Source organism: Kaistella chaponensis (assembly GCF_900156725.1).
Classification (GTDB): Bacteria; Bacteroidota; Bacteroidia; order Flavobacteriales; family Weeksellaceae; genus Kaistella; species Kaistella chaponensis.
The window spans coordinates 1-26,279 of sequence record NZ_FTOI01000001.1 but is presented as its reverse complement, the minus strand read 5'-3'; the positions used below and the strand labels follow the sequence as shown (position 1 = coordinate 26,279).

Here is a 26,279-nt window from a genome sequence, read left to right as displayed (position 1 = left end):
TCAATAAAGCCTTCCAACTTCTTTACAGATTTCTAAATATTCTTCCGGCATCTCTTTCGAAAAATAATTGGTTTCATAATATTCGTCGGAATGGGGAATATAAATGCTGTATTTTTTGCCAAGAGGAATGAGCGGAATAAAGAAAAGTTCGAAATAATATTGATATACTTTAATAATAGCATTAACGTGCAATCCGTTTTTCAGGATTTTACGATCTTCTTTACGCTTTAGTTTGGTCTTAATTCCGAAAATGAAAAACATTATATCTTATTTTTCACCAAATAAAAGATCAACATCGCCCAGGAAATAATCATCAACAATCCTCCAAGTGGCGTTAAAGGTCCAATGATTTTTGTAGGAATTGCAGCCACTTCACTAAAAGCCAATAAATAAATGGTCACCGAAAAAATGAAAGTTCCCGCAATCATTAAAATAGAAATCCATTTCTCAGAAGGCGTTTCAAATTTCAAAATATAACCCACGATTAATAAAAAAAGTGCAGCATACATTTGATATCTCACACCGGTTTCAAAACTGATGAGTTTTTCTACGGAAATCACTTTTTTCAAAGCATGTGCGCCGAAAGCGCCTAAAATAACAGACAGCAATCCGTAAACTGCTCCGATAATTAAGGTGGTATTTTTCATAATTTAAATTTCTCCTTTTTGATACATCATAAATAATTTCCCTACAACTGATAAAATTCCAATCAAAATAAACATCCACGAAAATTTTTTCGAGGTTGCCAATTTTGGATCTTTGGTCACTTTTAAAAAAAGCCCAAAAATCAATATAAAAAATCCTAAAACGATTCCGAACATATTATTTTTTTCTCAAAAGATTAAACTCCGAAATCACTTCATGGTGAGACACCGTTTTGTCTTTAAAATAATTCACAAAATAATTTTTCTCTTCTTCCGTCGCTTCTAATTGATTCAAAATATTGAACAAATGCATTTTCATGTGTCCCTTTTGAATTCCGGTTGTGGTTAAAGAACGAAGCGCGCCAAAATTCTGCGCCAATCCGGAAACCGCCAAAATACTCATCAATTCCTGCGCAGAAGGTTTTCCCAAAAGCGCCAAAGAAAATTTAACGAGCGGATGAAGATTCGTTAAACCACCGACAACGCCCACAGAAATCGGCAAATCAATCCAAAACCTAAAAATCCCGTTATCAATTGTACAATGGGTCAAACTGGAATATTTTCCATCTTTCGCTGCATAAGCATGCGCACAAGCTTCGGTTGCTCGGAAATCATTTCCGGTTGCAATTACTACAGCATCAACTCCGTTCATTATTCCTTTATTGTGCGTGGTTGCGCGATACGGTTCAATTTCTGCAATCGTAACGGCACGTTTAAATTTGGTCGCAAATTCCTCATTAGAAATTCCGCTATCATCATTCAAGTCCTCAATTTTACAGGAAACTTCGGCTCTTACAATACAATCTGGTGTAAAGTTGGAGAGAATATTCATCACAATTTGTAAAGAATCTTTCTCTTCCTGAGAAAATGCGTCTTCATTTTGAACTTCTTCTTTCAAAGTTTTTCCAAATTGTTCCAAACAGGAATTGATGAAATTCGCACCCATCGAATCTACGGTATCAAAACTCGCCTTCAACTGAAAATAATTTTCCAAATCTGCGGTTTTATCGATCAACCGAATATTCAAAATTCCGCCGCCACGATTTCTCATGTTTTTGGTAATTTCTTCTGTCGCTTCAAAGAGTTTTTTCTTTAATTTAAAGTTGAAGAAATGCAAAACTTTATGCGGTTCCACATTCAAAATAAAATGCGTGTGACCGAGTTTTTTCGTATTAATGATGGTTGTTTTGAAACCGCCTTTATCAATCCAGAATTTTGCCGCTTTCGAAGCTGCTGCAACCACGGAACTTTCTTCAACCGCCATTGGTAAAGCCAACAACTTTCCATCGATCAGGAAATTTGGGGCAATTCCATACGGCATATAAAAATTAGAAATCGTGTTTTCCGAAAATTCTTCGTGGAGTTTTTGCAAAGTTTCATCGCTGTTCCAATATTGCTGAAGAACCTGTTCGTAACTGCGGTCTTCATTCAGATATTCTTTGATGAGCCAATCTATTTTACTTTGTTTTGAAAGTTTAGAAAAACCTTCAACCGGACTGTGATTCATGGAATTTTAATTTGAAATTCAAAGATAAGAAATTCGGTGGGATGTTTGGAAGTTGAAGGACGGAAGTATGAAGACTGAAGTTGGATGTTGGATGTTGGATGTTGGATGAATTTCGAGAAATGACGAATAAAAAAAAATTCTATCTTTAAGTAATGAAAAAATTACTTCTTTTTTTGCCTTTGATTTTTCTTTTTACCTGCAAAAAGAGCGAAAGTTCTATTTCGAAAATTCTGAAAGCGGAAAATTCTGAAATTTCAAATTCGAAAACTTTACCGAAAATAAATATAGATAAAAACACCGTTAAAGAACGATTTGAGGCACCCAAAAATTATCATTGGATCGATGAAAAAGCTAATTCATTCGGTTATTTTCTGGAAAACTTTCCACTGAAAAAGTATAGTTCACTAATTAAGAAGTTTGACGGAAGTGAAATTACCACGCAAAATCTTCATGAAGCCATTTTCGATCTTGATGTCGGAACAAAAGATCTTCAACAATGTGCAGATGCAGTGATTCGGTTGAGAGCTGAATATTTATTTAAGACTAAAAACTTTGACAAAATTAAATTTCATTTTACAAGTGGTGATTTGATGAGCTGGAACGATTATAAAAATGGAGTTCGAGCCTTTGTAAATGGCAATTCTGTAAGCTTTAGAAAAACAGAAAATTTCGATGATTCTTATGAAAATTTTAGAAAATACTTGGATCTGATTTTCAATTATGCAGGTACAATTTCTTTAAATAAAGAATCAAATGCGGTCCTAAAAACTTCAGATTTGAAAACAGGCGATTTCTTGATTACGCCAGGAAGTCCGGGTCACGTTGTTTTTATTGCGGGAGTTTGCGAAAATGCAGCAGGAAAAAAGCTTTTTCTTTTGGCAGAAGGTTTTACTCCGGCGCAATCGATTCATTTGTTAAAAAATCCTTTCAATCCAAACATTTCACCTTGGTATGAATTGGACGTAAATTCTGCGCAAACAAAAACGGCGAGATATATATTTGAGCCGAGTAATTTTAGAAATTTTTAACAATGAAATTATAAAGATTTTGCAAAAGGATTTTCATCCAAAAAAAACCGTGTCAAGTTTTAATCTTAACACGGTTTAGGTATTTTTTTCAAATCTTAATTTCAATTACGCATCTAACTGCGTTCCCAAAAACTCCCATTCTTGCAAAGCCAAATCTAAATCTGCTTTCTTCGAATTGTATAGTTCTAAAGTTTCTTCTGATGGATTTTGCGTAGTGAAGCTTGCTTCCATTTCCTCGATCTTTAGTTCGAGTTCAGAAATTTTTTCTTCTACTTTTTTGATTTTATTTTGAATATTCTTTTGATCTTTGGAGACGATCACCGTAACTTTTTCTACTGGTTTTTCAACTACCTTCGCTACAGCTGGTTCGTTTCTGAGTTCTTGTAATTTCGATTTTTCTGCAGAAATTTCTCTGATGCTTTCTTTCTGACGGAACTCCAAATAATCATTAATATCTCCCAAAAATTCTTTCATCCTTCCATCGCGGAATTCGAAAATCTTATCACTCAATCCTTGTAGAAATTCCCGGTCGTGAGAAATAACGATCAATGTTCCCTCAAATTTTTGAAGCGCCATTTTGATGATTTCCTTCGATTGAATATCCAAGTGATTCGTCGGCTCATCCATAATCAACGTATTGAAAGGACGCAGCAACAATTTACACAAAGCCAACCGGTTTCTTTCTCCACCCGAAAGTACTTTGGTTTTTTTCTGAACATCTTCTCCCTGAAAAAGGAAACTTCCCAATAAATCGCGAACTCTTGGTCGGGTTTCTTCGGTTGCGGAATCTTCGGCTTCTTCCAAAACCGTTTTATTCGGTGTTAAAACTTCTTCCTGATTTTGGGCAAAATAACCGATGTTCACATTGTGACCAAGATTCCATTCTCCCGTTGTATCCGTAATTTCTCCGGCTAAAATTTTTGCTAAAGTTGTTTTTCCCTGTCCATTTTGACCTAATAAAGCGATTCTCTGTCCACGTTCGATAAAGAAATCTACTTTATCAAAAATCTGTTTATTACCATACGCTTTTCCAAGATTTTTCGCTTCGAAAACTACTTTTCCGGGAGTTACAGCGGGCTGAAAACGGATATTAAATTTAGAAACATCATCCGTATCAACTTCGATCCTTTCCAATTTATCTAATTTTTTGATTAAAGACTGCGCAAAAGAAGATTTGGTTGCAGACGCGCGAAAACGGTTGATGTTATCTTCCATTTGCTTTATTTCTACATCCTGATTTTTCTTCGCCTGTATCTGTTTTTCTTTTCGCTCTTTACTCAGCTCCAAATATTTGGTATAATTGGCTTTATAATCGTCAACTTTTCTATTATTAATGTCGAATGTTCGATTACAAACAGAGGTCATAAATTGCTTATCGTGACTTACCAATACGATGGAACCTGGATAATCTTTCAAAAAAGCTTCGAGCCAAATAATGGATTCCATGTCCAAGTGATTGGTTGGCTCATCCAGAAGCATGAGATCATTTTTCTGCAAAAGCAGTTTCGCGAGTTCAATTCTCATTCTCCAACCACCAGAAAAATCATCGGTAATTTTCTGAAAATCATCCGCTTTAAAACCTAAACCAAGCAAAACTTTCTCTACATCACCTTCCAAATTGTAGGCATCATAATGCATCAAAAGATCATTCAGTTCCGTCATTCTATGAATGATGTTTTCGTAAGCATCACTTTCATAGTCGGTTCTTGTCACCAATTGATGATTCACCTCATCAAGCTCATTTTTCATGGCATTGATTTGCTCAAAAGCTTGCATGGTTTCTTCCCAAACCGTTCGTCCTTTCACAAAATCTAAATCTTGTTTCAAAAAACCAATCGTTACGGTTCCTTCCTGCACAATGCTGCCTTCGTAGAAATTGATTTCTCCGGTAAGCATTTTCAACAAGGTAGATTTTCCTGCTCCATTTTTTCCAACTAAACCAATCTTATCATCTTTTTTGATGGTAAAATTGACGTTTTGAAAAAGATAATTTCCTGAATGATGAAGACCTAAACTTTGAACCGAAATCATAGTAATGAATGCTTATAATTGTGTGAATTTTCGAGGTGCAAAAGTAGTGAAACTAATTGAATTACTTATTGTTTTTGAAAACGGTGAATTTTTATATCGAATCAAAAAACACGGTGAATTCCGGTATGAAATAACATCGCTAAATGCAGACACAGCCACTAGAAAGCTACATTATATATAAAAAAAGAATCCACCGATGAAAGTGGATTCTAAAAACACAAATGATGAAAAAAAATTTATTCTTTGCTCTTGCGAGCATTTGAACACTGCAATAATAGATATATTTTTTAGATAAAAAAACTTTTTTTGCATTTAATTTCTTTTTATGGGGAAAGAAGTTAAAATACATCTACGGACTGTTCAAAGGTTGAAATATTACGATTAATGAAATAATTTATTATACCAATGAAGCGATAAAAATGGTCACAATTTGTTTAAATATAGGTGCGTTTAACTTAACTCCATCCAAAATATTTATTAAAGGCCATGATTATCAATACTTTTTTCCTTAATTTCAGTCAGGACTCTAGTGTAAGATCCGCTGTAAAAAATCTAAAAACTCAGCATTAATAGTCCTAAAATCCAAAAAACCGACCTTTTGAAATTTCAATTGGTCGGTTTTTATAATTATTTAAATAGGAAAGTTCTTAATTTTCTGTCTGCCGGAAAACCAAACCGCTTTCGTCGAAATAATCGAGTATGATTCGATCACCATCATTTACATGACCTGCAAGGATTTCTTTCGACAGTTTGTTTAAAACTTCTTGCTGCAAAACTCTTTTTAACGGTCTTGCACCGAAAGCCGGATCGTAACCTTTATTGGTAATATAAGTAATCGCATCTTCGGTTGCGGTCATGAAAATGCCTCGTTTTGCAAGCATATCATTAAAGCCTCTTAATTGATAATGCACAATTTTGCCAATTTCTTTTTTATTCAAAGGTTGGAAAAGAACGATTTCATCAATTCTGTTCAAAAATTCTGGACGTAACGTTTGCTTCAACAAGGTGAAAACTTCTTCTTTGGTCTTCGCCACAATTTCCTCCGCATTGTCATCGGTGATATTTTCGAAATTTTCCTGAATCAAATGCGATCCCAAATTGGAAGTCATAATAATGATCGAGTTTTTAAAATTCACAACCCTGCCTTTATTATCGGTTAATCGTCCATCATCCAAAACTTGCAATAAAGTGTTGAAAACATCGGGATGCGCTTTTTCAATTTCATCTAAAAGCACCACGGAATAAGGTCTTCTTCGCACCGCTTCTGTTAATTGTCCACCTTCATCGTAACCAACATATCCAGGAGGCGCTCCAACCAATCGCGAAACAGAATGCCTTTCCTGATATTCACTCATGTCAATTCTCGTCATATTATTTTCGTCATCGAACAGATATTCTGCGAGTGCTTTTGCCAATTCGGTTTTCCCAACTCCAGTTGTTCCGAGGAAAAGAAAACTTCCGATCGGTTTTTTCTCGTCGCTCAATCCTGCACGATTTCTTCTAATAGCATCCGCAACTGATTCAATGGCTTCTTCCTGTCCCACTACTCTTTTGTGCAGTTCATCTTCCAGATGCAACAATTTTTCTCTTTCAGACTGAATTAATTTCGTGACAGGAATTCCGGTCCATTTTGAAATGACTTCGGAAATATTTTCTGCGGTCACTTCCTCTTTGATCAGCTCGTTTTGATGGTTTTGCATTTCGAGTTCGAGTTTTTGCAAATCATCTTCTTTTTCTTTTATTTTTCCGTACTGAATTTCGGCTACTTTTGCATAATCCCCGATTCTCGAAGCCCTTTCTGCTTCTAATTTTAATGCTTCAATATCATTTTTAATGGAAGTTAAATCCTCCGATTTTTGTTTTTCCTTCAACCATTTCGCATTAATTTCATTGCGCTCTTCAGAAATTCTGGAAATATCTTCTTTCAGATGAGTGACTTTAATATCATTTCCTTCCCGGGAAATTGCTGCTAATTCAATTTCCATCTGCATCAGTTTTCGATCCAAAACATCGAGTTCTTCAGGTTTTGAATTGATTTCCATTCTCAATTTAGCGGACGCTTCATCAATGAGATCGATGGCTTTATCCGGTAAAAAACGGTCAGAAATATAACGTTGTGATTGCTCCACTGCGGCAATAATTGCTTCATCTTTGATCCGAACTTTATGGTGGGCTTCATATTTATCTTTAATTCCACGCAGAATAGAAATCGCCGATTCGGTATCGGGTTCTTCTACCATTACTTTTTGGAAACGTCTTTCTAACGCTTTGTCTTTTTCAAAATATTTTTGATATTCATTTAAAGTCGTCGCACCAATCGCTCTCAATTCTCCTCTCGCTAAAGCCGGTTTCAGAATATTTGCCGCATCCATCGCGCCTTCTCCACCTCCTGCTCCAACTAAAGTGTGGATCTCATCGATGAAAAGGATAATCTGTCCTGCAGAATTGGTGACTTCATTAATAACGGATTTTAAGCGTTCTTCAAACTCACCTTTGTATTTTGCACCCGCAATTAGAGCACCCATATCTAAAGAGTACAAGGTTTTATCCTGCAAATTTTCGGGAATATCGCCGGAAATAATTCGGTGCGCAATTCCTTCTGCGATCGCGGTTTTACCAACTCCGGGTTCACCAATTAGGATTGGATTATTTTTGGTTCTTCTGGAAAGAATCTGCAAAACTCTTCTAATTTCTTCATCGCGCCCAATTACAGGATCAAGTTTCCCTTCTGCGGCGAGAACATTGAAATTTTTAGCGTATTTGTTTAAACTTTGATAGGTTTCTTCGGAACTTGCAGAAGTTGCTTTCGAGCCTTTTCGCAATTCGTTGATCGCCATTTCCAAACCTTTTTTCGTGATGCCCATATCTTTGAGCATTTTGGAAACCTCAGAATTCACATCCAATAAAGAAAGCCACAGATGTTCGATGGTCACAAACTCGTCTCCCATTTTCTTTGCAATATTGGGCGCATCGAGCAAAACTTTATTCGCATTTTGGGAAAGGTAAATATTTCCACCTTCCACTTTTGGTAGTTTTTCGAGATTTTCTCGGTTTCTTTCTCTGACTAAAGTTAATTCGGCTTCTGATTTCTTTAACAAAAACTCCGAAATATTTTCTTCTGTTTGGAAAATCCCTTCCAATAAATGTTGTGGTTCTATTTGCTGATTGCCAAATTCCATTGCCACCTGTTGTGCTTTTTGGATGGCTTCTTGTGATTTTACAGTATATTGATTTAAATTCATTGTTATTTTTTTTAAAGGTTAAAAATTTTAGAAATAGTAGAAACTCAATTTTTTAGGAGGAATTCCTACTTTTTCTAATCAATTATAATCATTCGATGAGATGCTCTCAAAAACTATACTTATTCAATTTTCTTAAAAAAATACTGTCAGAATTTCCGAAATATAAATTTTAACACCTTGATAATCAGACAATATTTCCACATTTGTATTATCATATTCTAAAGGTAAGACATAAAAGAGCTGTTTAAATTTTTTATTACTCTGAAATTAATCATCTATTTTTAGCTTCTAAAAAATAAGTATATTTGTTGAACTCACCTTTTATATATTTAACATTATTTATGCACCATTTTCATTCATTAAAAACGACAAAAGTAAGCAAGGAAACGAACGATTGTGTTCACATCGCTTTTGCAATTCCGCCCGAATTAAGACATGAATTTACCTTTAAACAAGGGCAATACATCAATGTACGATTTCTGATGGGCGAAGAAGATCTGCGAAGAAGTTACTCGATTGTCAACGCACCAAGTGAAGGAAACGGCGATCTGGAAATCCTGGTCAAACACCTCGATAATGGAAAAGTTTCCACTTATTTAAATCAGGTTTTAAAATTGGGGGATTTTGTTGAAGTCATGGCTCCTTCCGGACATTTCTACACGCATTATCATCCATCGAATGAAAAAAATTACATTGGTTTAGCGGCAGGAAGTGGAATTTCTCCCGTTTTATCGAATCTAAAAGAAGCACTTTATCAAGAACCGAAAAGCAACGGATATTTGATTTTTAGCAATAAAAGTTTCGCTGAAATTATTTTTAAAAAAGAAATTGATGCTTTAGTAGCGCAGTTTGAAGGAAAATTAAAAGTCTTCTATCTGGTTTCGAGAGAAAAACATTTCGAAGATGAACTTTTTGAAGGCAGAATTTCCGCGGAAAAACTGGATCTTATTTTTGAAAAATTTCCGGAAATTCCTGTCCAGGATTCTACCTATTTTATTTGTGGACCTTCTGAAATGATCAAAGGAATTGGGGATTATCTGAAAAAAGACAAAAAAGTTCCTTCATTGCAAGTAATGTATGAGTATTATTCGGCGCCGGACGACGGAGAAAGTTCTGAAATGAGCGATGAATTTAAGGCCATTCCGAACTTGGAAAGCATGGTCACTTTAATCATTGATGATGATGAATATTCTTTTCACCTGAATTCTAAGAAAAGAAGTATTTTGGATCAGGCGTTGAACGATAAACTTCCGGTTCCATTCGCGTGCAAAGGCGGCGTTTGCTGTACTTGCAAAGCACAAGTGATGGAAGGTGAAGTTTTTATGGAGAAAAATTTCGCGTTGACCGAAGATGAAGTTGCGCGCGGTTTTGTTTTGACCTGTCAATGTCACCCGACAACAAATGTGGTGATGCTGAATTATGATGTATAATTTTTAAATTTAAAAAAATGCAAAACTGGAAATTTGTTTCTTTAATAGAAGTTGACAAAGAATTTAAAATCGAAGGAATCAACATTTGGAATCATTATTGGAATTGTTCCGAAAGAAAGATTGAAGTAATTGGTCCATTAAGTGGAAATCCTTATTTATTCAATCAATACGAAATAAAAAGCGCTGAAAAAACCATCACTTTTGTCGTTGGTGAATTTTCGGAAGGCAGAATTGGATTGTACATTCCAGAGGAAACTGCAATTCCCTCTATCTAATTAAATGATTAATTTAAAAAAATTAAGATGAATCAGGAAAAATTTTTAGAATACGTTCAAGACGAAAATAAAGTAGAACCAAAAGATGTAATGCCCGATGATTACAGAAAACTGTTGGTTCGCCAAATTTCTCAGCACGCCCATTCCGAGATTGTAGGAATGCTTCCGGAAGCTAACTGGATTTCCCGTGCGCCAACTTTAAGAAGAAAAATGGCACTTTTGGCAAAAATTCAGGATGAAGCCGGACACGGACTTTATTTATATGCTGCAACAGAAACTTTGAACAACGGAGAAATTGCTGCAGACCGCGATTCTACGTACAACGATATGCTTTCCGGAAAAGCAAAATATTCCAGCATTTTCAATTATCCTGCACTTTCCTGGGCAGATATTGGAGCGATCGGTTGGTTAGTTGATGGCGCTGCAATTATGAATCAGGTCATGTTGATGGGGAATTCTTACGGACCTTATTCCAGAGCGATGGTAAGAATTTGCAAAGAGGAATCTTTTCATCAAAGACAGGGTTATGAAATTTTGATGACGCTTTGTCGAGGAACAAAAGAGCAAAAAGATTTAGCACAGCAAGCTTTGAACCGCTTTTGGTGGCCAGCTTTGATGATGTTTGGACCAAACGATTCCGATTCTCCAAATTCAAAGAAATCCATGAATTATCGGGTAAAAAGAGAAAGCAATGATGATTTGCGTCAAAGATTTGTGGATGTTACGGTTTCTCAGGCAGAATTTTTAGGATTAAAAGTTCCGGATGAAAATTTAAAATGGAACGAAGAAAGACAACATTACGATTTCGGAGATTTACCTTGGGATGAATTTATGGAAGTTTTGAAAGGAAACGGACCTTGCAACAAAAAGCGTTTGGAAACGAAAAGAAAAGCTCAACGTGAACATTCTTGGGTGAAAGATGCGGCGATGGCTTTTGCGGGAAATATGAAGCATGAAACTGCAAATCTTTAAGTGAAAATATAATTTATGATCTGGACTGGACGTTTCGATGGTGATGAACCTTTATATCACAGAATTTTTCAAAGGGTCTCTTTGGAAAATAATTACGAAAATATTTTACCGAATGATTTCGTTTTACACGGATTTGCGGTGGATGAAGGCGTGAAAAGAAACAAAGGAAGAGTCGGTGCGAAAGACGCTCCCGATTTCATCAGAAAAAATTGCGCGAATTTTCCGGTTGTAAATCCAGATTTTTCTTTAAAAGATTTTGGAAATTTGGAATGCAATCCCGATAGTTATCGGGACGAAAATTTGGAGCAGGCTCAAAATCTTCTGGCTGAAAAAGTTCAAAAAACATTAGAAAAAGGCGGCAGATCAGTAGTTTTCGGAGGCGGCCATGAATCCATGTACGCTCATTATTCTGGTATTAGAAAAGCTTTTCCGAATAAAAAAATTGGCATCATTAATATAGATGCACATTTTGATAATCGGGAAATAGATTTGAAAGTGGGTTCAACATCGGGAACGGGATTTTGGCAAATTGCGCAAGAAGAAAAACTGCACTCCTTACATATTGGAATTCAGCGCAATTCGAATACCTTAAAGCTTTTTGACATTGCCCACAAAAACGGAATGAAATACATTTTAGCAGATGAAATTTTCTTTGAAAACCTCCCCAATGTTTATTCAAAAATCGATGATTTCGTAGAAGAAGCCGACCTACTTTACGTTACCATTTGCATGGACGTTTTCAATGCTTCAATCGCTCCCGGAGTTTCTGCTTCTGCCTACAATGGAATTTTTGCCGACGCTTCCTTTATGCATTTTTATAAACATATTTTAGATTCACAAAAATTGAAAGCTTTAGATGTCTGCGAGGTGAATCCAACCCACGATATTGCAGAACGAACTTCAAAATTAGCTGCAGCTTTAGTTAATGAATGGTTTATGGTATAGAAAAAACAGAAGCTCACAAATCACTTAGAAAAACAGAGGACTCCTTTTTATTTCTATTTCGCTTAATAATCCTTTCTTAATTTACATGAATGATCATTACTATTAATAAATCTTCAGCTGCTGAATTTAGAATTTACAAAGAACATTTTCTAAAATTTTCTGTAAGTATTGGCAAATAAGCGGATTGCAAAACAATCGATTTATTAAGCCTATTAATGATTAATTATTTCTAAAAAAACTTCAAATTATAAAGAATTTTATATATTTGCAGCAATTAACAACTTATTAAAATAAATTACTATGTCAGACATTGCATCAAGAGTAAAGGCTATTATCGCTGATAAACTCGACGTTGAGGAAACAGAAGTTACTCCAGAAGCTAGCTTTACTAACGATTTAGGAGCTGATTCATTGGATACTGTAGAATTAATTATGGAATTCGAAAAGGAATTTAACATCCAAATTCCTGATGATCAAGCAGAAAAAATCACCACTGTAGGACACGCTGTTGCTTATATTGAAGAAGTAGTGAACAAATAATATTCGATCTCAACGAAAAAAAAATTTATGGAATTAAAAAGAGTAGTTGTTACCGGTTTCGGCGCTATTACGCCTGTTGGAAATAATGCCAAAGATTACTGGGAAAGCCTTGTGAAAGGTGAGAGCGGTGCTGCTCCTATTACTCTTTTTGATGCCACAAATTTCAAAACCAAATTCGCCTGCGAAGTAAAAAATTTCGATCCATTGAATTATTTCGATAAGAAAGAATCAAAAAAAATGGACCGAAACACGCAGTTCGGACTCGTTGCCGCAAGAGAAGCCGTAGAACATTCTAGGATTATCGAAGACCATGTGGACAAAAACAGAGTTGGGGTGATCTGGGGTTCTGGAATTGGTGGCTTATCAACTTTTGAAAAAGAAGTTTTAGAGTGGGCAGGAACAGATATTCCTCGATTTAATCCTTTCTTTATCCCAAAAATGATCGCCGATATTACTGGAGGTCAAATTTCTATTGAATACGGATTTCACGGACCGAATTACACTACTGTTTCAGCGTGTGCTTCCTCTGCAAATGCTTTGATTGACGGTAAAATGCTCATTCAGTTAGGCAAAGCCGACGTCATTGTTTGTGGTGGTTCTGAAGCTGCAATTACAGCAAGTGGTGTTGGTGGTTTTAATGCGATGATGGCACTTTCTACCAGAAATGATGATCCAAAAACCGCTTCACGACCTTTTGATAAAGACCGAGATGGTTTTGTTTTAGGAGAAGGAGCAGGAACCATTATTTTAGAAGAATATGAACACGCAATAAAACGTGGCGCTACGATTTACGCAGAATTAACTGGAGGTGGAATGAGTGCAGATGCTTATCACATGACCGCTCCTCATCCTGAAGGTTTAGGCGCTTATCTGGTAATGAAAAATTGTTTAGAAGATGCAGGTGTAACAGCCGACGAAGTAGATCACATCAATATGCATGGTACTTCTACTCCATTGGGTGACATTGCAGAATCAAACGCAATTTCTCGATTATTTGGTGAACACGCTTTCGACATTCAAATTAATTCTACCAAATCAGTTACGGGTCACTTACTTGGTGCAGCTGGCGTGATTGAAGCGATTGCCATACTGAACAGCATAACTCATGGAATTGTACCACCTACCATCAATCATTTTACAGATGATGAAAAAATTGACAGCCGACTTAATTTTACCTTTAACAATGCGGTAAAAAAGGAAGTAAATATAGCGATGAGCAATACCTTCGGTTTCGGTGGACACAATGCCTGTGTACTTTTCACTAAAATCTAAGAAAATTTACAGATGGAGTTAAAGAAATATCTTTCTCAATTCCTCGTCAACAGAAAAAAAAAACTTTCGGAAAAAGACTATATTTTCAGTACCGAACTCACTAAAATTACGGGTTGCGGACAACAGAATATCCATCTTTACCGCGAAGCATTTTCATTAAAAACATCTTCCCGAAACAAAGAAATTAAAAATTACGAAAGACTCGAATTTTTAGGAGATTCAGTATTGGGAGCGATTATTTCGTGTCATCTATTCACAACTTATCCCGATGCAAATGAAGGTTACCTTACCCAAATGAAATCGAAAATTGTGAACCGCAAAAATCTAAATAAATTGGGTAATGAACTGCAACTCACGAAATTTTTGCAATATGATTCTACTACAATTTTAAGCGAAAATATTTCGGGAAATCTTTTGGAGTCTTTGGTAGGCGCACTTTACCTAGACCTGGATTATGAAACCTGCCGAAAAGTCGTTCTGGAAAGACTTCTAACACCGTCGGAGATGAATAAGCTCGAAAATAAAATCGTGAGCTACAAAGGGTTACTTTTAGAATGGGGACAGAAAAAAAAAGTGACCATCAAATACGAAACCTGCGAAGAAATGCAGCCCAACAAAAACTTAGTTTTCCGAAGTGTTGTCTGGCTGGATGAGGAAAAGATTTCAAATGCTACAGAAACCTCTAAGAAAAAAGCGGAAGAAAAAGCCGCACAGAGAGCCTTTTATATCCTAAACAAAAAACAAAGCATCCTTGAAATCTCAAAAGATACTGCTTGAAATTGAAGACGAAGATGAAGAAATAACTTTAGGTTTAATTCGTCTCGCAAAAGAAGTTCCAGAACATGAATTTTTTTACCAACTCAATGTACGCAACTCTTTCAAATTAACTAGAATTGCAGATTTAGTGTACTGCGGCGCGTACAACGACTATTTTTTTCCCAGGTTTGAAGGTTTTCATTGTGATTCGAAAGTTTGTTTTCAGTTTATTGCAAACAAATCCTCCCAACATATTCAGAAAAAAGTTTCGAACGAATTATTTTCAGGAGAACAGGAAACCAAATTCCTGCTGAATCATTTTCAGGATGTCGATTATCTCCTGAAAACATCGGAACCATTTAATGATTTTTCCTTAATTTTGCTCCCGGAAAATCTTATGTTTCCAATACAACATTTTCCACTAAGCCCTATCGAAGAGCTTTATCAAATAATTCAATATTATGAATAAATATTTAAAAAAAACAAAAATCATCGCAACCCTTGGACCAGCCTCTTCTGACAAAGAAGTCATTTTACAGCTCATTCAAGCCGGTGCAGATGTTTTCAGAATAAATTTCTCACACGCAGATTACGATTTAGTTTCCAGAAACGTACAAATGATTCGAGAATTGAATCAGGAATACGGATTTTCTGTAGGTATTCTCGGTGATTTACAAGGCCCGAAACTTCGTGTTGGCGTAGTAAAAGAAGGTTCCTATCTGAATCCAGGCGACATCTTAACCTTCACCAATGAAAAAATTGAAGGGGATTCTAAAATGGTGTACATGACCTATCAAAAGTTTCCTCAAGATGTAAAGGCAGGAGAAAGAATTTTGATCGATGATGGTAAATTAGTCTTGGAGGTTTTAGAGACCAACAATATCGACACTGTACGAGCAAAAACCATTCAAGGTGGACCGCTGAGTTCTAAAAAAGGAGTGAATTTACCGAACACCAATGTGTCGCTTCCAGCTTTAACTGAAAAAGATATTGAGGATGCTAATTTCATGCTCGATTTAGAATTGGATTGGATTGCATTGTCATTCGTTCGTCATGCGCAGGATATTATTGATTTGAAAGAAATCATGAAAAACCATCCTACTAACAAGCACAAAACGCCGATCATTGCTAAAATTGAAAAACCAGAAGGGGTAAAAAATATTGAAGAAATTCTTCAGGAATGCGATGGTTTAATGGTAGCTCGTGGAGATTTGGGCGTAGAAGTTCCGATGGAAGAAGTTCCGGCCATTCAGAAAAATTTGGTAGAAATCGCAAGAAAACATTCGAAACCCGTGATTATCGCCACCCAAATGATGGAAACCATGATCACCAGTTTAACACCAACAAGAGCTGAAGTAAATGACGTTGCAAACTCCGTATTAGACGGTGCCGATGCGGTAATGCTTTCAGGCGAAACTTCCGTTGGAAGATATCCTGTAGATGTGGTAAAAAACATGTCGAAAATCGTAAAAAACATTGAGCAAACCCATTTTTACCAAACGAAAAATTCTCCGATCGAACGTGAATTTAATTGTATTGATGAGCGCTTCATTACCAACAGAGTTTGTCTTGCAGCGGTAAGAATTGCAAAATCAACCAATGTGGAGGCGATTATTACCCTCACTTATTCTGGCTACACGGCTTTCCAAATTTCTGCACACCGACCAAACTCGAATATCATTGTTTTCAGTTCTAACAAAAGAGTTTTAACGATGCTTAACTTGCTTTGGGGCGTACGCGCGTACTATTACGACATGCAAAAATCGACCGATGAAACCATCGTACAGGTAAATATGTTGGCGCACACCCACGGTTTTGTAGAAAACGGCGATTTCGTGATCAACCTCAACGCTACTCCAGCGTATGAAGGCGGAAAAACCAATACATTAAGATTAACGACGATTTAATAGCGATTGTCCAAAAGCCATAGGCTAAAAGCAATAGGCTAGAAGCTAAAAGCCATTTGCCATCAGCAAAAACACAGTCTGCCCCCATTTATTTGGTGGCAGATTTTTTTTGTCTGGAAATTTGCTTTATTTACTGCGGAGAAGGCGCTCCCTTCTATTTATTTACAAAATCCTTTTGTCGGATAATTGGTTAAAAAACATTTTCAATCTGTTTTCTAAATTCAATTAAAAAAAGTGAGTTTTAACGGTTATTTGGTTCACTATTTCTTATTAATTTTGACTTACAAATCAATTAAAATTTTTAATTATGTCAATTAACAACCTCAACAACACGCACTTGACTGCGGCACAAATCGACGCAATCAACACCGCACTTGCTGCTTTAGAAGCTGCACTTGCGCCACTTACCGCAACGCTTACGCCAAATGAACGCAAAACCTATGGAAGCGTAAACGAATAGAACAAACTTCTGGTGAACAAAGTTTGGGATTACCGCAGAACCAGCCCAGAACTTTCTGTTCAAGATGAAGACTGGGTAGAATTTGAGAATGACTACAACAGCAGACTCTTCCTGGAGGGCGCCTTCAATAGATTGGAGGCATTGCAGGAAAAAATGAGAGATGCGAAGATCCTACACGATTACGACAATTACCAGTCAGCACTGAATGATTACGCGTTCACCACTTACAAAGCAGGTTCGAACTCGGCGGGTTTCCAAACCAAGATGAATGAGCTGAAACAGTTTTTTGGAAAACGTATAAAAAACACACCACCAGTAGAAGGTGGCGACAGTATCTAAAAAAGGCTGCTCACCATTACGAATCTCTGCCTTGGGCAGGGATTTTTTTGTGTCGTTTCGGTTCGGAACCTATCCGACGGGGTTCGGAACCGAAAATTTGCGGTTCAGAACCGGGACGACGGGGTTCGGAACCGGGACGACGGGGTTCAGAACTGGGACGACGGGGTTCGGAACCGGGACGACGAGGTTCGGAACCGGGATGACGGGGTTCGGAACCGGGATGACGGGGGTTCGAAACCGGGAATTTGGGGTTCAGGACCGCGATGGTGGGCGTTTTACTTAAAATTAACAATAGAATACCCAAATAACTGATCTTACCAAGACTTTTCGGCAGTATTAAGGGGTAGATTTTTTCGTTTTCTTTGGTTTCTCTTTGGTAAATAAGTCTGCTGTGTATTTTTCATAGAGCTCAAATAGGAATACCATCCTGTTGGCTTCGCTGGTAAAAGCTTGTGGTCGGTAAGCCAAGTCCACGGCTTTGTCTAAGTCATTGTGGGCTTTTACCAAAACAGGCGGCATCGTCAAAGGATCATAAAGAACCGCCAATGAACTGTTCGGAAATTGCAGTCGTGCGTCCAAAACTTTTTGTGCGGCTGTTTCTATGGAGTTGATCTGTTTATCGCTGGGATTTTCTGGGAACGGATAGTTGTTATAAACCAATTCATTTGAGTAGCGGTAATCACTTTTTATACGACCGCACATATTTTTAACCCAAACCATATGAATGCTTGACATTAGAACACCAAAATGATAGAGCTTTGCACCTTCAATAAATAGACAACTATCACTTGCAATAGAATTCTCGACAAAGAAGCCCAAAGGAATATATTTTCTATTCTCAGATGAATGACGTGGTATTAGCACGTAATCACTTTTTGGTTGTCTGTCCTCTCCAAACAAAGTTGGGAAAGCTGCCAGTTTTTGAGTTGCTTGTCTTGTGCTTTTTTCCCTAAGTTTTCTGACATTTTCAACTCTTTCAGTTACAAGTTTTGTTTCTTTTAAATCTGTTGGATTTGCACTTTTAAGCCATAAACACCAACGTTTATGACCATTTAGAAATTCGTGAGCTGAAATGAGTGGTCTGAAAAACTTTTCCGCTTTCGGTTCTTGTTCAATAAATGCGTTTTTTTCTACGTCTGTGAAAAGAAAATTTCCGCCATCATTAGGCATACTGCCAAATGATATTTCTGGAATATTGCAAATAGGTTTTCTGCGTTTACCAACAAAAATATCTTTTGCATCAACTAAATATGGATTGATATTTTTTGCTTTTATTTCGTGGGCTTCACTTTTGATATCTTCATATTCAAAAATACTTTTGTTTGATGTGTCGTAATTAGCGAACCCAACGATCACGCAATAAACCGCTGCATTTCCTTTGGCTTCATTACTCCATTTAAAAGTTCGGTGCGCAAAGTGAATTTTAATGTTGTATTTATTAAGCATTTGTCCCCACAGAATACTCGTTTGTTCCCCTTGAACAATGGAATTTGTAGAAACAAAGGCAACTTTAATTTTGGTGTTTTGAATATATTTTGCGGCTTTAATATACCAACCTGTTACATAGTCTAAAACTCCAGTTCCGTCTGCATAGTCAAATTCTTTTACAATTTGGTTGCGCTGATTTTGCTTCATGATTTTAGAACCAATAAAAGGAGGATTTCCAATGATATAAGAAAGCTCATCCTTAGAAATTACTTCTTCCCAATCGAATTCCAAAGCATCACCATGAACAATTTTCGCAGATTTTTTTAAGGGCAAACGCGCAAAGTATTGTCCAAACTCATGGCTGATCAACATATTCATTTGGTGGTCAATGAGCCACATTGCCACTTCGGCAATTCGTGCAGGGAACTCTTCATATTCTAATCCGCTCATCATATCGACATCCAGCCAAATAATACTACTCACGTCAATCACTTGTTGACCGCCTTTGTAGGTTGCGCGCAAAATTGCTAACTCCAGCAAACGCAATTCCCGGTAGGTAATCACCAAAAAATTTCCGCAACCACACGCTGGATCCAGAAATTTCAGGGTGCTTAGTTTTTTATGAAATTCGGGGAGTTTGTTTTTGTTGTCTTTTATGCCTTCAAATTCTTTCCAAAGTTCGTCCAGGAAAAGTGGTTTGATGAGTTTCAGGATATTGGTTTCACTAGTATAATGTGCGCCTAAGTTTCTGCGTTCCTTCGGGTTCATCACACTTTGAAACATGGAACCAAAAATGGCGGGCGAAATTTTACTCCAATCAATGTAGCAGCAATTCAGTAATGCCTGTCTCATTTTGCTGTCGAAACTTGCTGTAGGTAGGGATTCTAAGAACAGTTTTCCGTTGACGTATGGAAAATCTGCCAATTGCTCGTCTTGGTTTTTGTAGCGGTTTTCCTTCGGCGTGTTCAGCACCTGAAAGAGTTCGTGCAGTTTTGCAGCAAGATCGCTCCCATCCACATTGGTGCGTTGCTCAATATATTCCTGGAATTGCTGCTTATTGAAAATAGTGGTGTCTTCTGCAAAAAGCAAAAAAAGAATGCGAACCAAATACACTTCTAAGGAATGACCGGTGTAGCCAATTTCCTCTAACCGATCGTGAAGTTTGCCCATCAAATCAGCGGCTTTGATGTTTGCAGGATCCTGTTCTTCGTAAACTTTCTTTTGGTACCCCAATAAATAACCGAAATGCTGAACATTATTTACAAGATCATCGAGTTTAAATGCTATGGTTTTATTTTCTTCCAAATCGTAGAGCCGGAAGTTTTCAAAATCACAAATCAAGATGTATTTCGGGAGTTCGTGTTCCTTCAGTCCGTGGGTATAATCGATGGCTTGTTGGTAGGCTTTGTCAAGGTTTTTGCCGCGGCTTTTCATTTCTATTAAAATGGTGCCTTTCCAAAGCAGGTCAATGTAACCGTCTTTGTCATCTAATTTTTTCACCCGATGCTCGAAAGTGGAAACGCGTTTTCGTGTGATGCCAAAAACATTAAAAAACTCAACGAGAAAGGGTTTTGCATCTGCGTCTTCGTTTGAAGTTTCTGCCCATTCTTTGGAGAATTTTAATGCGCGGTCTTTTATTTCGTTCCAACTTAAAGCCATTATTTTTATTATGTTTAATTAAAAAATATTGAGGGGTCAACTTGAACCTCACTTATAGATATCTTTTTAATGATCATCAACTAAATATAATAAAATAAATTCAAAAAATAGGAACCGATTTTCTTAATTCCAAAAAAAATCCGCTCAGAAAAATATCTGAACGGATTATTTATTATTATTGCGTCGGTCGCTGACCGTTACATCATTCCCGGCATTCCACCTCCCATTGGCATGGCTGGTTCTGCGCTTTTCACTTCGGTGATGACACATTCTGTAGTCAACAACATTCCTGAAACTGATGCTGCGTTTTCTAAGGCTACACGAACTACTTTCGTAGGATCGATAATTCCTGCTTCGTACATATTCACGTACTCATCAGTTTTTGCGTTGAAACCGAAATCTCCGTTTCCTTCAGAAACTTTTGCTACGATTACAGAACCTTCTCCACCTGCATTGGCAACGATTTGTCTTAATGGTTCTTCAATCGCTCTTCTGATGATTTTAATACCAGTATCCTGATCCTGATTGTCTCCTTTCAAATTGATTAACGCTGAAATACTTCTTACCAAAGCAACGCCTCCTCCAGGAACAATTCCTTCTTCTACTGCTGCTCTTGTTGCGTGCAAAGCATCATCAACACGGTCTTTTTTCTCTTTCATTTCTACTTCAGAAGCTGCTCCTACGTAAAGTACCGCAACTCCACCTGCCAATTTAGCAAGACGTTCCTGTAACTTTTCTTTATCGTAGTCGGAAGTTGTGGTTTCCATCTGTGCTTTGATCTGGCTTACTCTTCCTTTGATTAAAGCTTCGTCACCACCACCGTTTACCAAAGTGGTATTGTCTTTATCGATCACAATTTTTTCTGCAGTTCCAAGCATATCCAAAGTTGCGTTTTCCATCGTGAAACCTCTTTCTTCAGAAATAACAGTTCCACCCGTTAAAATCGCGATATCTTCCAACATTGCTTTTCTTCGGTCTCCAAAACCTGGCGCTTTCACGGCAGCAATCTTCAATGATCCTCTTAGTTTATTTACTACCAAAGTTGCTAAAGCTTCGCCCTCAACTTCTTCACAGATAATTAGTAATGCTTTTCCTGATTGTGCAACCGGCTCCAAAACTGGAAGCAAATCTTTCATGGAAGAAATTTTCTTTTCTACCAAAAGGATATACGGATTTTCTAATTCAGCGATCATTTTTTCAGGATTGGTCACGAAATACGGAGATTGGTAACCTCTGTCGAACTGCATTCCTTCTACCACATCTACGGTAGTGTCGATTCCTTTTGCTTCTTCAACAGTGATTACTCCTTCTTTCCCTACTTTACCGAAAGCTTCAGCGATTAGAGAACCGATGGTTTCATCATTATTTGCAGAAACAGAGGCAACTTGCTTGATTTTTTCTGAATCATTTCCTACTTCCTGAGACTGAGATTTCAGGTTTTCAACTACTGCAGTAACTGCTTTGTCGATCCCTCTTTTTAAGTCCATTGGATTTGCTCCAGCTGCAACGTTTTTCAAACCTTCTCTTACGATTGCTTGCGCTAAAACGGTAGCTGTAGTAGTTCCATCTCCTGCGATGTCATTGGTTTTAGAAGCCACTTCTTTTACCATTTGAGCTCCCATATTTTCTACCCGGTCTTCGAGTTCAATTTCTTTTGCTACAGAAACACCGTCTTTGGTTACGTGTGGTGCACCGAAAGATTTTTCGATCACTACGTTTCTTCCTTTTGGTCCTAATGTTACTTTTACTGCATTTGCTAATGCATCGACTCCTCTTTTAAGAGCGTCTCTTGATTCGATATCGAATTTTATTTCTTTTGCCATAATGTTTTGCTTTTGGCGAATTGCTTTTGGCTTTTGGCTTAAGCAATTCGTAATTTTAATTTTGTTTTTTAATTTTCTTTAAGCTTATTCCACAAAGAAACTAGCTTCTTTTTTAATACTATTAATTCCAATAAAAGATTCTAAAAATCAATTTCATTGATGTATCCTAAATCTTTAGTCAAAATTAACTGGTTTTCAGCTTCATTAGATGAACCTAAAGCGATGTTGACAAAATTAGCAAACTCCTTATCTGAATTTCTGCCACTTCCTTCTGAAATATTATATCCAATTGAAGCGAAAGATCTTCTGATTTGAGAGGTTAATCCGAATAATTCTTCTTTAGGAAAATGCTTTGTTATAGAATAAATTTTTAAAGTTAATTGATGGCTCATTTGCCAAACTTCAAATTTTCTAAAATCTCTCATTTTCGTGAATTTTACAGACTTGCTAAATGCCAATCGCTAAAAGCCAACTGCTAAAAATTATCCAATAATTCCTAAAAGGTCAGATTCTTTTACGATCAAATAATCTTTACCATCTAACTTTAATTCAGATCCTGCGTACTTTCCATAAAGAACTTTGTCTCCTGCTTTTACGGTAGTTGGCTCATCTACTTTTCCTGGTCCTACTGCGATCACAGTACCTTCTTGTGGTTTTTCTTTTGCAGTATCTGGAATTATAATTCCGGAAGCGGTTTTTGTTTCAGCTTGAATCGGTTCAATTAAAACGCGATCTGCTAATGGTCTGAATTTTACTGACATATTATTTTGGTTTAATTTATTATGTTATGGTTTCAACTTCACTAAAACGATGCCACGGAAAGTAATCTGAAAATCTGTCATTATTCATGAATATAAATTGAGAAATTTTGGCAGAAAAAAAACCATTCAAATGAATGGCTTTTTACAATTTATATAGTTTTTCGGGATTTCTTTTGACCTTAAAGAAATCAAAAACCAAAATGATGTTATCTTTTGGATAAACTTTAAAGTACATTTTACATTTTTTTTACCAATCAAAGCAAAATGTATTTGATGCTTTTTAGAATAATAGGGATAGGTAACCAATTTGATTTTCACATTTTCAATCACCTTTTCATATTCAGAAATAAATACACGAGTTTGTTTCTCTGTCCATTTTTCTGAAAGTTCATTTAAAATCTCATTAAAATGAATATTTGCTATTTTTGAGAATACAACTCGCATACCTTATCCTCGATATTTTTTCTAAAACCTTCTTCGGAAATAGTTTCTAATTTTCCACTAAGAAAATCATTCTCCATCTCTAAAAAATGTTCTAAATGCGTATCATCTTCCTCCACATTTACAATGCCTTTTATGTTTTCTAGAAATTTTAAAATCAATGGCAAATGTTGCTTTTCAATTTCTATATTTAATTTTATGGTTTCCATCTTCTGAAATTTTAGTAAAGTTAAATAAATAGATTTTATCGCATCCTACTTTCCAGCTGCTTGCATCGGATTTACTTTTCCGGTTGATGCTCCGCGTGCAGAACCGCCCTGTTTCATTTTGAAAACTTCAAATTTTGAAGTTGGTGCCGGAATTTCGCCCCAGAAATTATTGGAAGTATCGATATCTGCCGTTTCTCGCATCGGATCAAGTTGAATAGATTTTAGTTTCTTGTCGAAATAATACGTTTTAGAAACGTTGTTTTCATTTTTTCTCCAGATTTGTGCAGATGACTTATCAGTAAGTTTAGAACCGTCTTCAAAAGTAAATTCTAAAATAATCGGCATTACTAAACCTCCTTTGTTCGTGAAATCGATTTGATAAGCGGTCATGTTTTGCAAATTAACTTTGTCGTTTGCGGCAATATTTTCTAAGTTATCGTTTTTTAAAGTATAGGATTTCGCCTGATCTACTTTTTCCATTCCGCGATTGTATTTCCAATAGAAATCTTGGGTTTCCTTTTCTACATCCGTGTAAAATACGATGTTTTTATCTTCTTTATTTCTGATTTTAGAAATATCTGTAAATTCATTTTGCTGGGGTTTATCCACCGTATAAATAACCTCTTTATTTTTGACAACCGCATCTAAATCAGGCGTCGCAACCGTTACTTTGTCGATAGAAATATCTACAGGATCAATTCCGTAAAACCAACCGCGCCAAAACCAATCGAGGTTTTCAGCACTTGCATCATTCATGGTTCGGAAAAAATCTGCCGGTTCCGGATGTTTAAAAGCCCATCTTTTTGCGTACGTTTTAAAAGCCTTGTCAAATAATTCTCTTCCCATAATGGTTTCGCGCAAAATATTCAATCCTGTTGCCGGTTTTGAATACGCGTTCGGACCAAATTGAATGATGTTTTCAGAATTCGTCATGATGGGTTCCAACTGATCTTTCGGCAGCTTCATGTAATCGACAATGGTGTGAGCTGGACCGCGGCGAGAAGGGAATTTATTATCCCATTTTTCTTCGGTCAAATATTCCACAAAAGTATTCAAACCTTCATCCATCCAAGACCATTGTCTTTCGTCGGAATTAATGATCATGGGGAAAAAGTTGTGGCCAACTTCATGAACAATTACGCCGATCATCCCATTTTTTATTCCTTCAGAATAGGTTCCATCTTTTTCGGTTCTGCCATAATTGAAACAAATCATGGGATATTCCATTCCGTTTGCAGCTTCAATAGATTGCGCAACTGGATACGGATAAGGAATGGTAAATTCTGAGTAGGTTTTAATGGTGTGAGCAACTGCTCTTGTAGAAAACTTGCGATATAAATTATAGGCTTCTTTCGGATATAAACTCATCGCCATCACTTCATTTTTATTTTCTGGAATGGTGACTTTCATCCCGTCCCAAATAAATTTTCTGGAGGAAGTCCAGGCAAAATCCCGAACATTTTCGGCTTCAAATTTCCAGATTTTTCGATCTTTAGATTTGCTTTTCTCTGCTTTTTTTGCCTCTTCTAAAGTTACGATTTCGACAGGTTCATTTGAATTTTGTGCTTGTTTCCAGCGAGAAAGCTGGGCAGAAGTTAGTACTTGTTCGTAATTTTTACCCACCCCAGTTCCGGCTACAATATGATCGGCGGGAACATTCATCGAAACTTTGAAATTGCCAAAAACCAGCGCAAACTCTCCTCTTCCGGTAAACTGATTGGTTTGCCAACCTTTGAAATCGCTGTAAACACACATTCTTGGATACCATTGGGTGATGGTATATAAATCGTTGCCATCTTCGCGGAAATTTTCATAACCTCCTCTTCCACCCATGACCATTCGGTTCGGAAATTTATAATTCCAATCGATTTTAAATGTGAATTTTTCTCCTTTTTTTAATACTTTCGGAAGATCGATACGCATCATGGTTTTGTTGACTACAAATTGCAGTGGAACTCCTGAATCGTCTCTCACTTTTTCTAAATTTACGCCATAACCATTATCTTTTACCGGTAATTCTGTTGTTTTCAACCGGTCGGTTGTGATCATCTTTGGTAATTTTGTTCCATCATCGTAACCTGCATCTTTTAGAGATGAATGTTCGTTCTCATCTAATTGCAACCAAATGTATTCGAGATCATCTGGAGAATTATTGTAGTACGTAATGGTTTCTGACCCGCGCAAACTTCTTTTGTCTTCATCTAAAAAGGCGGTAATATCGTAGTCGGCGCGGTTTTGCCAATATCCTTGTCCGGGAGCACCGGAACCGGTTCTGTAAATATTCGCAGTGGGCAAAATGGTTCCGAGTTGTTCGAATTTGTTACCATGATTGCTTGTAGGATTGTTTTGAATGTTTTGCCCAAAAGCAAAAGCAGAACAAAAAAGAAGCGTAGCGATTTTGAATTTCATTGTAAAAGGAGAGTTTGACTTAAGTTTCAAATGTAATTAATTTCTGTGGAGTAAGAACCACTTTTCAAATAAAGGCCTTTGATTGCGAACGAAACTTGCGCCCCGACTTGATTTCTATGACACCGCCAAACTATTTTGGTAATTATTTTCATATTTTTTTCCAGATTTGAGTACTGCAAAAATGAGATGGATTATTTTATT

The 26,279-nt window shown here is 36.7% G+C and carries 24 protein-coding genes; 12 read left to right on the top strand and 12 right to left on the bottom strand.

The window, feature by feature from the left end; all coding sequences use genetic code 11:
• The 4 genes from BW932_RS00125 to BW932_RS00115 are packed head-to-tail and all read right to left on the bottom strand — an operon-like array spanning position 1 to position 2,151.
• A complete protein-coding gene (locus BW932_RS00125; protein ID WP_076384157.1) occupies positions 1-261 on the bottom strand; it encodes a hypothetical protein in 261 nt (86 codons plus the stop codon).
• Positions 261-647 (bottom strand): DUF423 domain-containing protein, encoded by a 387-nt coding sequence (locus BW932_RS00120; protein ID WP_076384155.1) that lies wholly within the window; start codon positions 645-647, stop codon positions 261-263. Before BW932_RS00120 ends, BW932_RS00125 begins: the two co-directional genes overlap by 1 nt.
• Positions 648-650: 3 nt before the next feature.
• Entirely contained in the window at positions 651-821 is a 171-nt protein-coding gene (locus BW932_RS14275) for a hypothetical protein (protein ID WP_159436406.1), read from the bottom strand.
• Between the two features lies 1 nt (position 822).
• Entirely contained in the window at positions 823-2,151 is a 1,329-nt protein-coding gene (locus tag BW932_RS00115) for a hydroxymethylglutaryl-CoA reductase, degradative (protein WP_076384153.1), read from the bottom strand.
• Positions 2,152-2,303: 152 nt separating this feature from the next.
• Between BW932_RS00115 and BW932_RS00110 the strand changes: the two genes are divergently transcribed.
• Positions 2,304-3,179, top strand: a complete 876-nt coding sequence (locus BW932_RS00110; protein ID WP_076384151.1) for a DUF4846 domain-containing protein — start codon at positions 2,304-2,306, stop codon at positions 3,177-3,179.
• Between the two features lie 105 nt (positions 3,180-3,284).
• Here the strand turns inward: BW932_RS00110 and BW932_RS00105 are convergent, their stop codons facing one another.
• A complete protein-coding gene (locus BW932_RS00105; RefSeq protein WP_076384149.1) occupies positions 3,285-5,210 on the bottom strand; it encodes an ABC-F family ATP-binding cassette domain-containing protein in 1,926 nt (641 codons plus the stop codon).
• A 647-nt stretch (positions 5,211-5,857) separates the two neighbouring features.
• Positions 5,858-8,452, bottom strand: a complete 2,595-nt coding sequence (gene clpB / locus BW932_RS00095) for an ATP-dependent chaperone ClpB (protein WP_076384145.1) — start codon at positions 8,450-8,452, stop codon at positions 5,858-5,860.
• A gap of 341 nt (positions 8,453-8,793) precedes the next feature.
• Between clpB and BW932_RS00090 the strand changes: the two genes are divergently transcribed.
• From BW932_RS00090 to BW932_RS00045, 11 genes are all read left to right on the top strand, one after another.
• On the top strand, positions 8,794-9,882 hold the full coding sequence (locus tag BW932_RS00090) for an FAD-binding oxidoreductase (RefSeq protein WP_076384143.1): 1,089 nt from the start codon (positions 8,794-8,796) through the stop codon (positions 9,880-9,882).
• Positions 9,883-9,899: 17 nt separating this feature from the next.
• On the top strand, positions 9,900-10,157 hold the full coding sequence (locus BW932_RS00085; RefSeq protein WP_076384141.1) for a hypothetical protein: 258 nt from the start codon (positions 9,900-9,902) through the stop codon (positions 10,155-10,157).
• A 27-nt stretch (positions 10,158-10,184) separates the two neighbouring features.
• Positions 10,185-11,129 (top strand): 1,2-phenylacetyl-CoA epoxidase subunit PaaA, encoded by a 945-nt coding sequence (paaA, locus tag BW932_RS00080; protein ID WP_076384139.1) that lies wholly within the window; start codon positions 10,185-10,187, stop codon positions 11,127-11,129.
• Positions 11,130-11,144: 15 nt separating this feature from the next.
• The gene (gene hutG, locus BW932_RS00075) at positions 11,145-12,074 is read left to right on the top strand and encodes a formimidoylglutamase (protein WP_076384137.1); all 930 of its coding nucleotides are present in this window, start codon (positions 11,145-11,147) and stop codon (positions 12,072-12,074) included.
• A gap of 300 nt (positions 12,075-12,374) precedes the next feature.
• On the top strand, positions 12,375-12,614 hold the full coding sequence (locus BW932_RS00070) for an acyl carrier protein (RefSeq protein WP_076384135.1): 240 nt from the start codon (positions 12,375-12,377) through the stop codon (positions 12,612-12,614).
• Positions 12,615-12,641: 27 nt separating this feature from the next.
• Positions 12,642-13,886 carry a beta-ketoacyl-ACP synthase II gene (gene fabF, locus BW932_RS00065; protein WP_076384133.1) on the top strand — a complete coding sequence of 415 codons (1,245 nt, stop codon included), beginning with the start codon at positions 12,642-12,644 and terminating at the stop codon, positions 13,884-13,886.
• A 12-nt stretch (positions 13,887-13,898) separates the two neighbouring features.
• Complete coding sequence (gene rnc / locus BW932_RS00060) at positions 13,899-14,663, top strand: ribonuclease III (protein WP_076384131.1); 765 nt, start codon at positions 13,899-13,901, stop codon at positions 14,661-14,663.
• Complete coding sequence (locus BW932_RS00055) at positions 14,638-15,111, top strand: IPExxxVDY family protein (RefSeq protein ID WP_076384129.1); 474 nt, start codon at positions 14,638-14,640, stop codon at positions 15,109-15,111. Before rnc ends, BW932_RS00055 begins: the two co-directional genes overlap by 26 nt.
• Positions 15,104-16,549 (top strand): pyruvate kinase, encoded by a 1,446-nt coding sequence (pyk, locus tag BW932_RS00050; RefSeq protein WP_076384127.1) that lies wholly within the window; start codon positions 15,104-15,106, stop codon positions 16,547-16,549. Before BW932_RS00055 ends, pyk begins: the two co-directional genes overlap by 8 nt.
• A gap of 307 nt (positions 16,550-16,856) precedes the next feature.
• A complete protein-coding gene (locus BW932_RS14340; RefSeq protein WP_245820607.1) occupies positions 16,857-17,009 on the top strand; it encodes a hypothetical protein in 153 nt (50 codons plus the stop codon).
• Positions 17,010-17,021: 12 nt separating this feature from the next.
• On the top strand, positions 17,022-17,348 hold the full coding sequence (locus BW932_RS00045; RefSeq protein ID WP_245820606.1) for a hypothetical protein: 327 nt from the start codon (positions 17,022-17,024) through the stop codon (positions 17,346-17,348).
• Between the two features lie 336 nt (positions 17,349-17,684).
• On the opposite strand, the gene BW932_RS00035 is transcribed toward BW932_RS00045, so the two are convergent.
• From BW932_RS00035 to BW932_RS00005, 6 genes are all read right to left on the bottom strand, one after another.
• A complete protein-coding gene (locus BW932_RS00035; RefSeq protein ID WP_076384123.1) occupies positions 17,685-20,435 on the bottom strand; it encodes a DNA methyltransferase in 2,751 nt (916 codons plus the stop codon).
• A 197-nt stretch (positions 20,436-20,632) separates the two neighbouring features.
• Positions 20,633-22,258, bottom strand: a complete 1,626-nt coding sequence (gene groL / locus BW932_RS00030) for a chaperonin GroEL (protein ID WP_076384121.1) — start codon at positions 22,256-22,258, stop codon at positions 20,633-20,635.
• 140 nt (positions 22,259-22,398) lie between these two features.
• A complete protein-coding gene (locus BW932_RS00025) occupies positions 22,399-22,683 on the bottom strand; it encodes a four helix bundle protein (protein ID WP_185113904.1) in 285 nt (94 codons plus the stop codon).
• A 57-nt stretch (positions 22,684-22,740) separates the two neighbouring features.
• The gene (locus BW932_RS00020; RefSeq protein WP_076384119.1) at positions 22,741-23,019 is read right to left on the bottom strand and encodes a co-chaperone GroES; all 279 of its coding nucleotides are present in this window, start codon (positions 23,017-23,019) and stop codon (positions 22,741-22,743) included.
• A 419-nt stretch (positions 23,020-23,438) separates the two neighbouring features.
• Positions 23,439-23,669 (bottom strand): hypothetical protein, encoded by a 231-nt coding sequence (locus tag BW932_RS00010; RefSeq protein WP_076384115.1) that lies wholly within the window; start codon positions 23,667-23,669, stop codon positions 23,439-23,441.
• A 45-nt stretch (positions 23,670-23,714) separates the two neighbouring features.
• On the bottom strand, positions 23,715-26,078 hold the full coding sequence (locus BW932_RS00005) for a M1 family metallopeptidase (RefSeq protein WP_076384113.1): 2,364 nt from the start codon (positions 26,076-26,078) through the stop codon (positions 23,715-23,717).
• Positions 26,079-26,279: the final 201 nt, after the last annotated feature.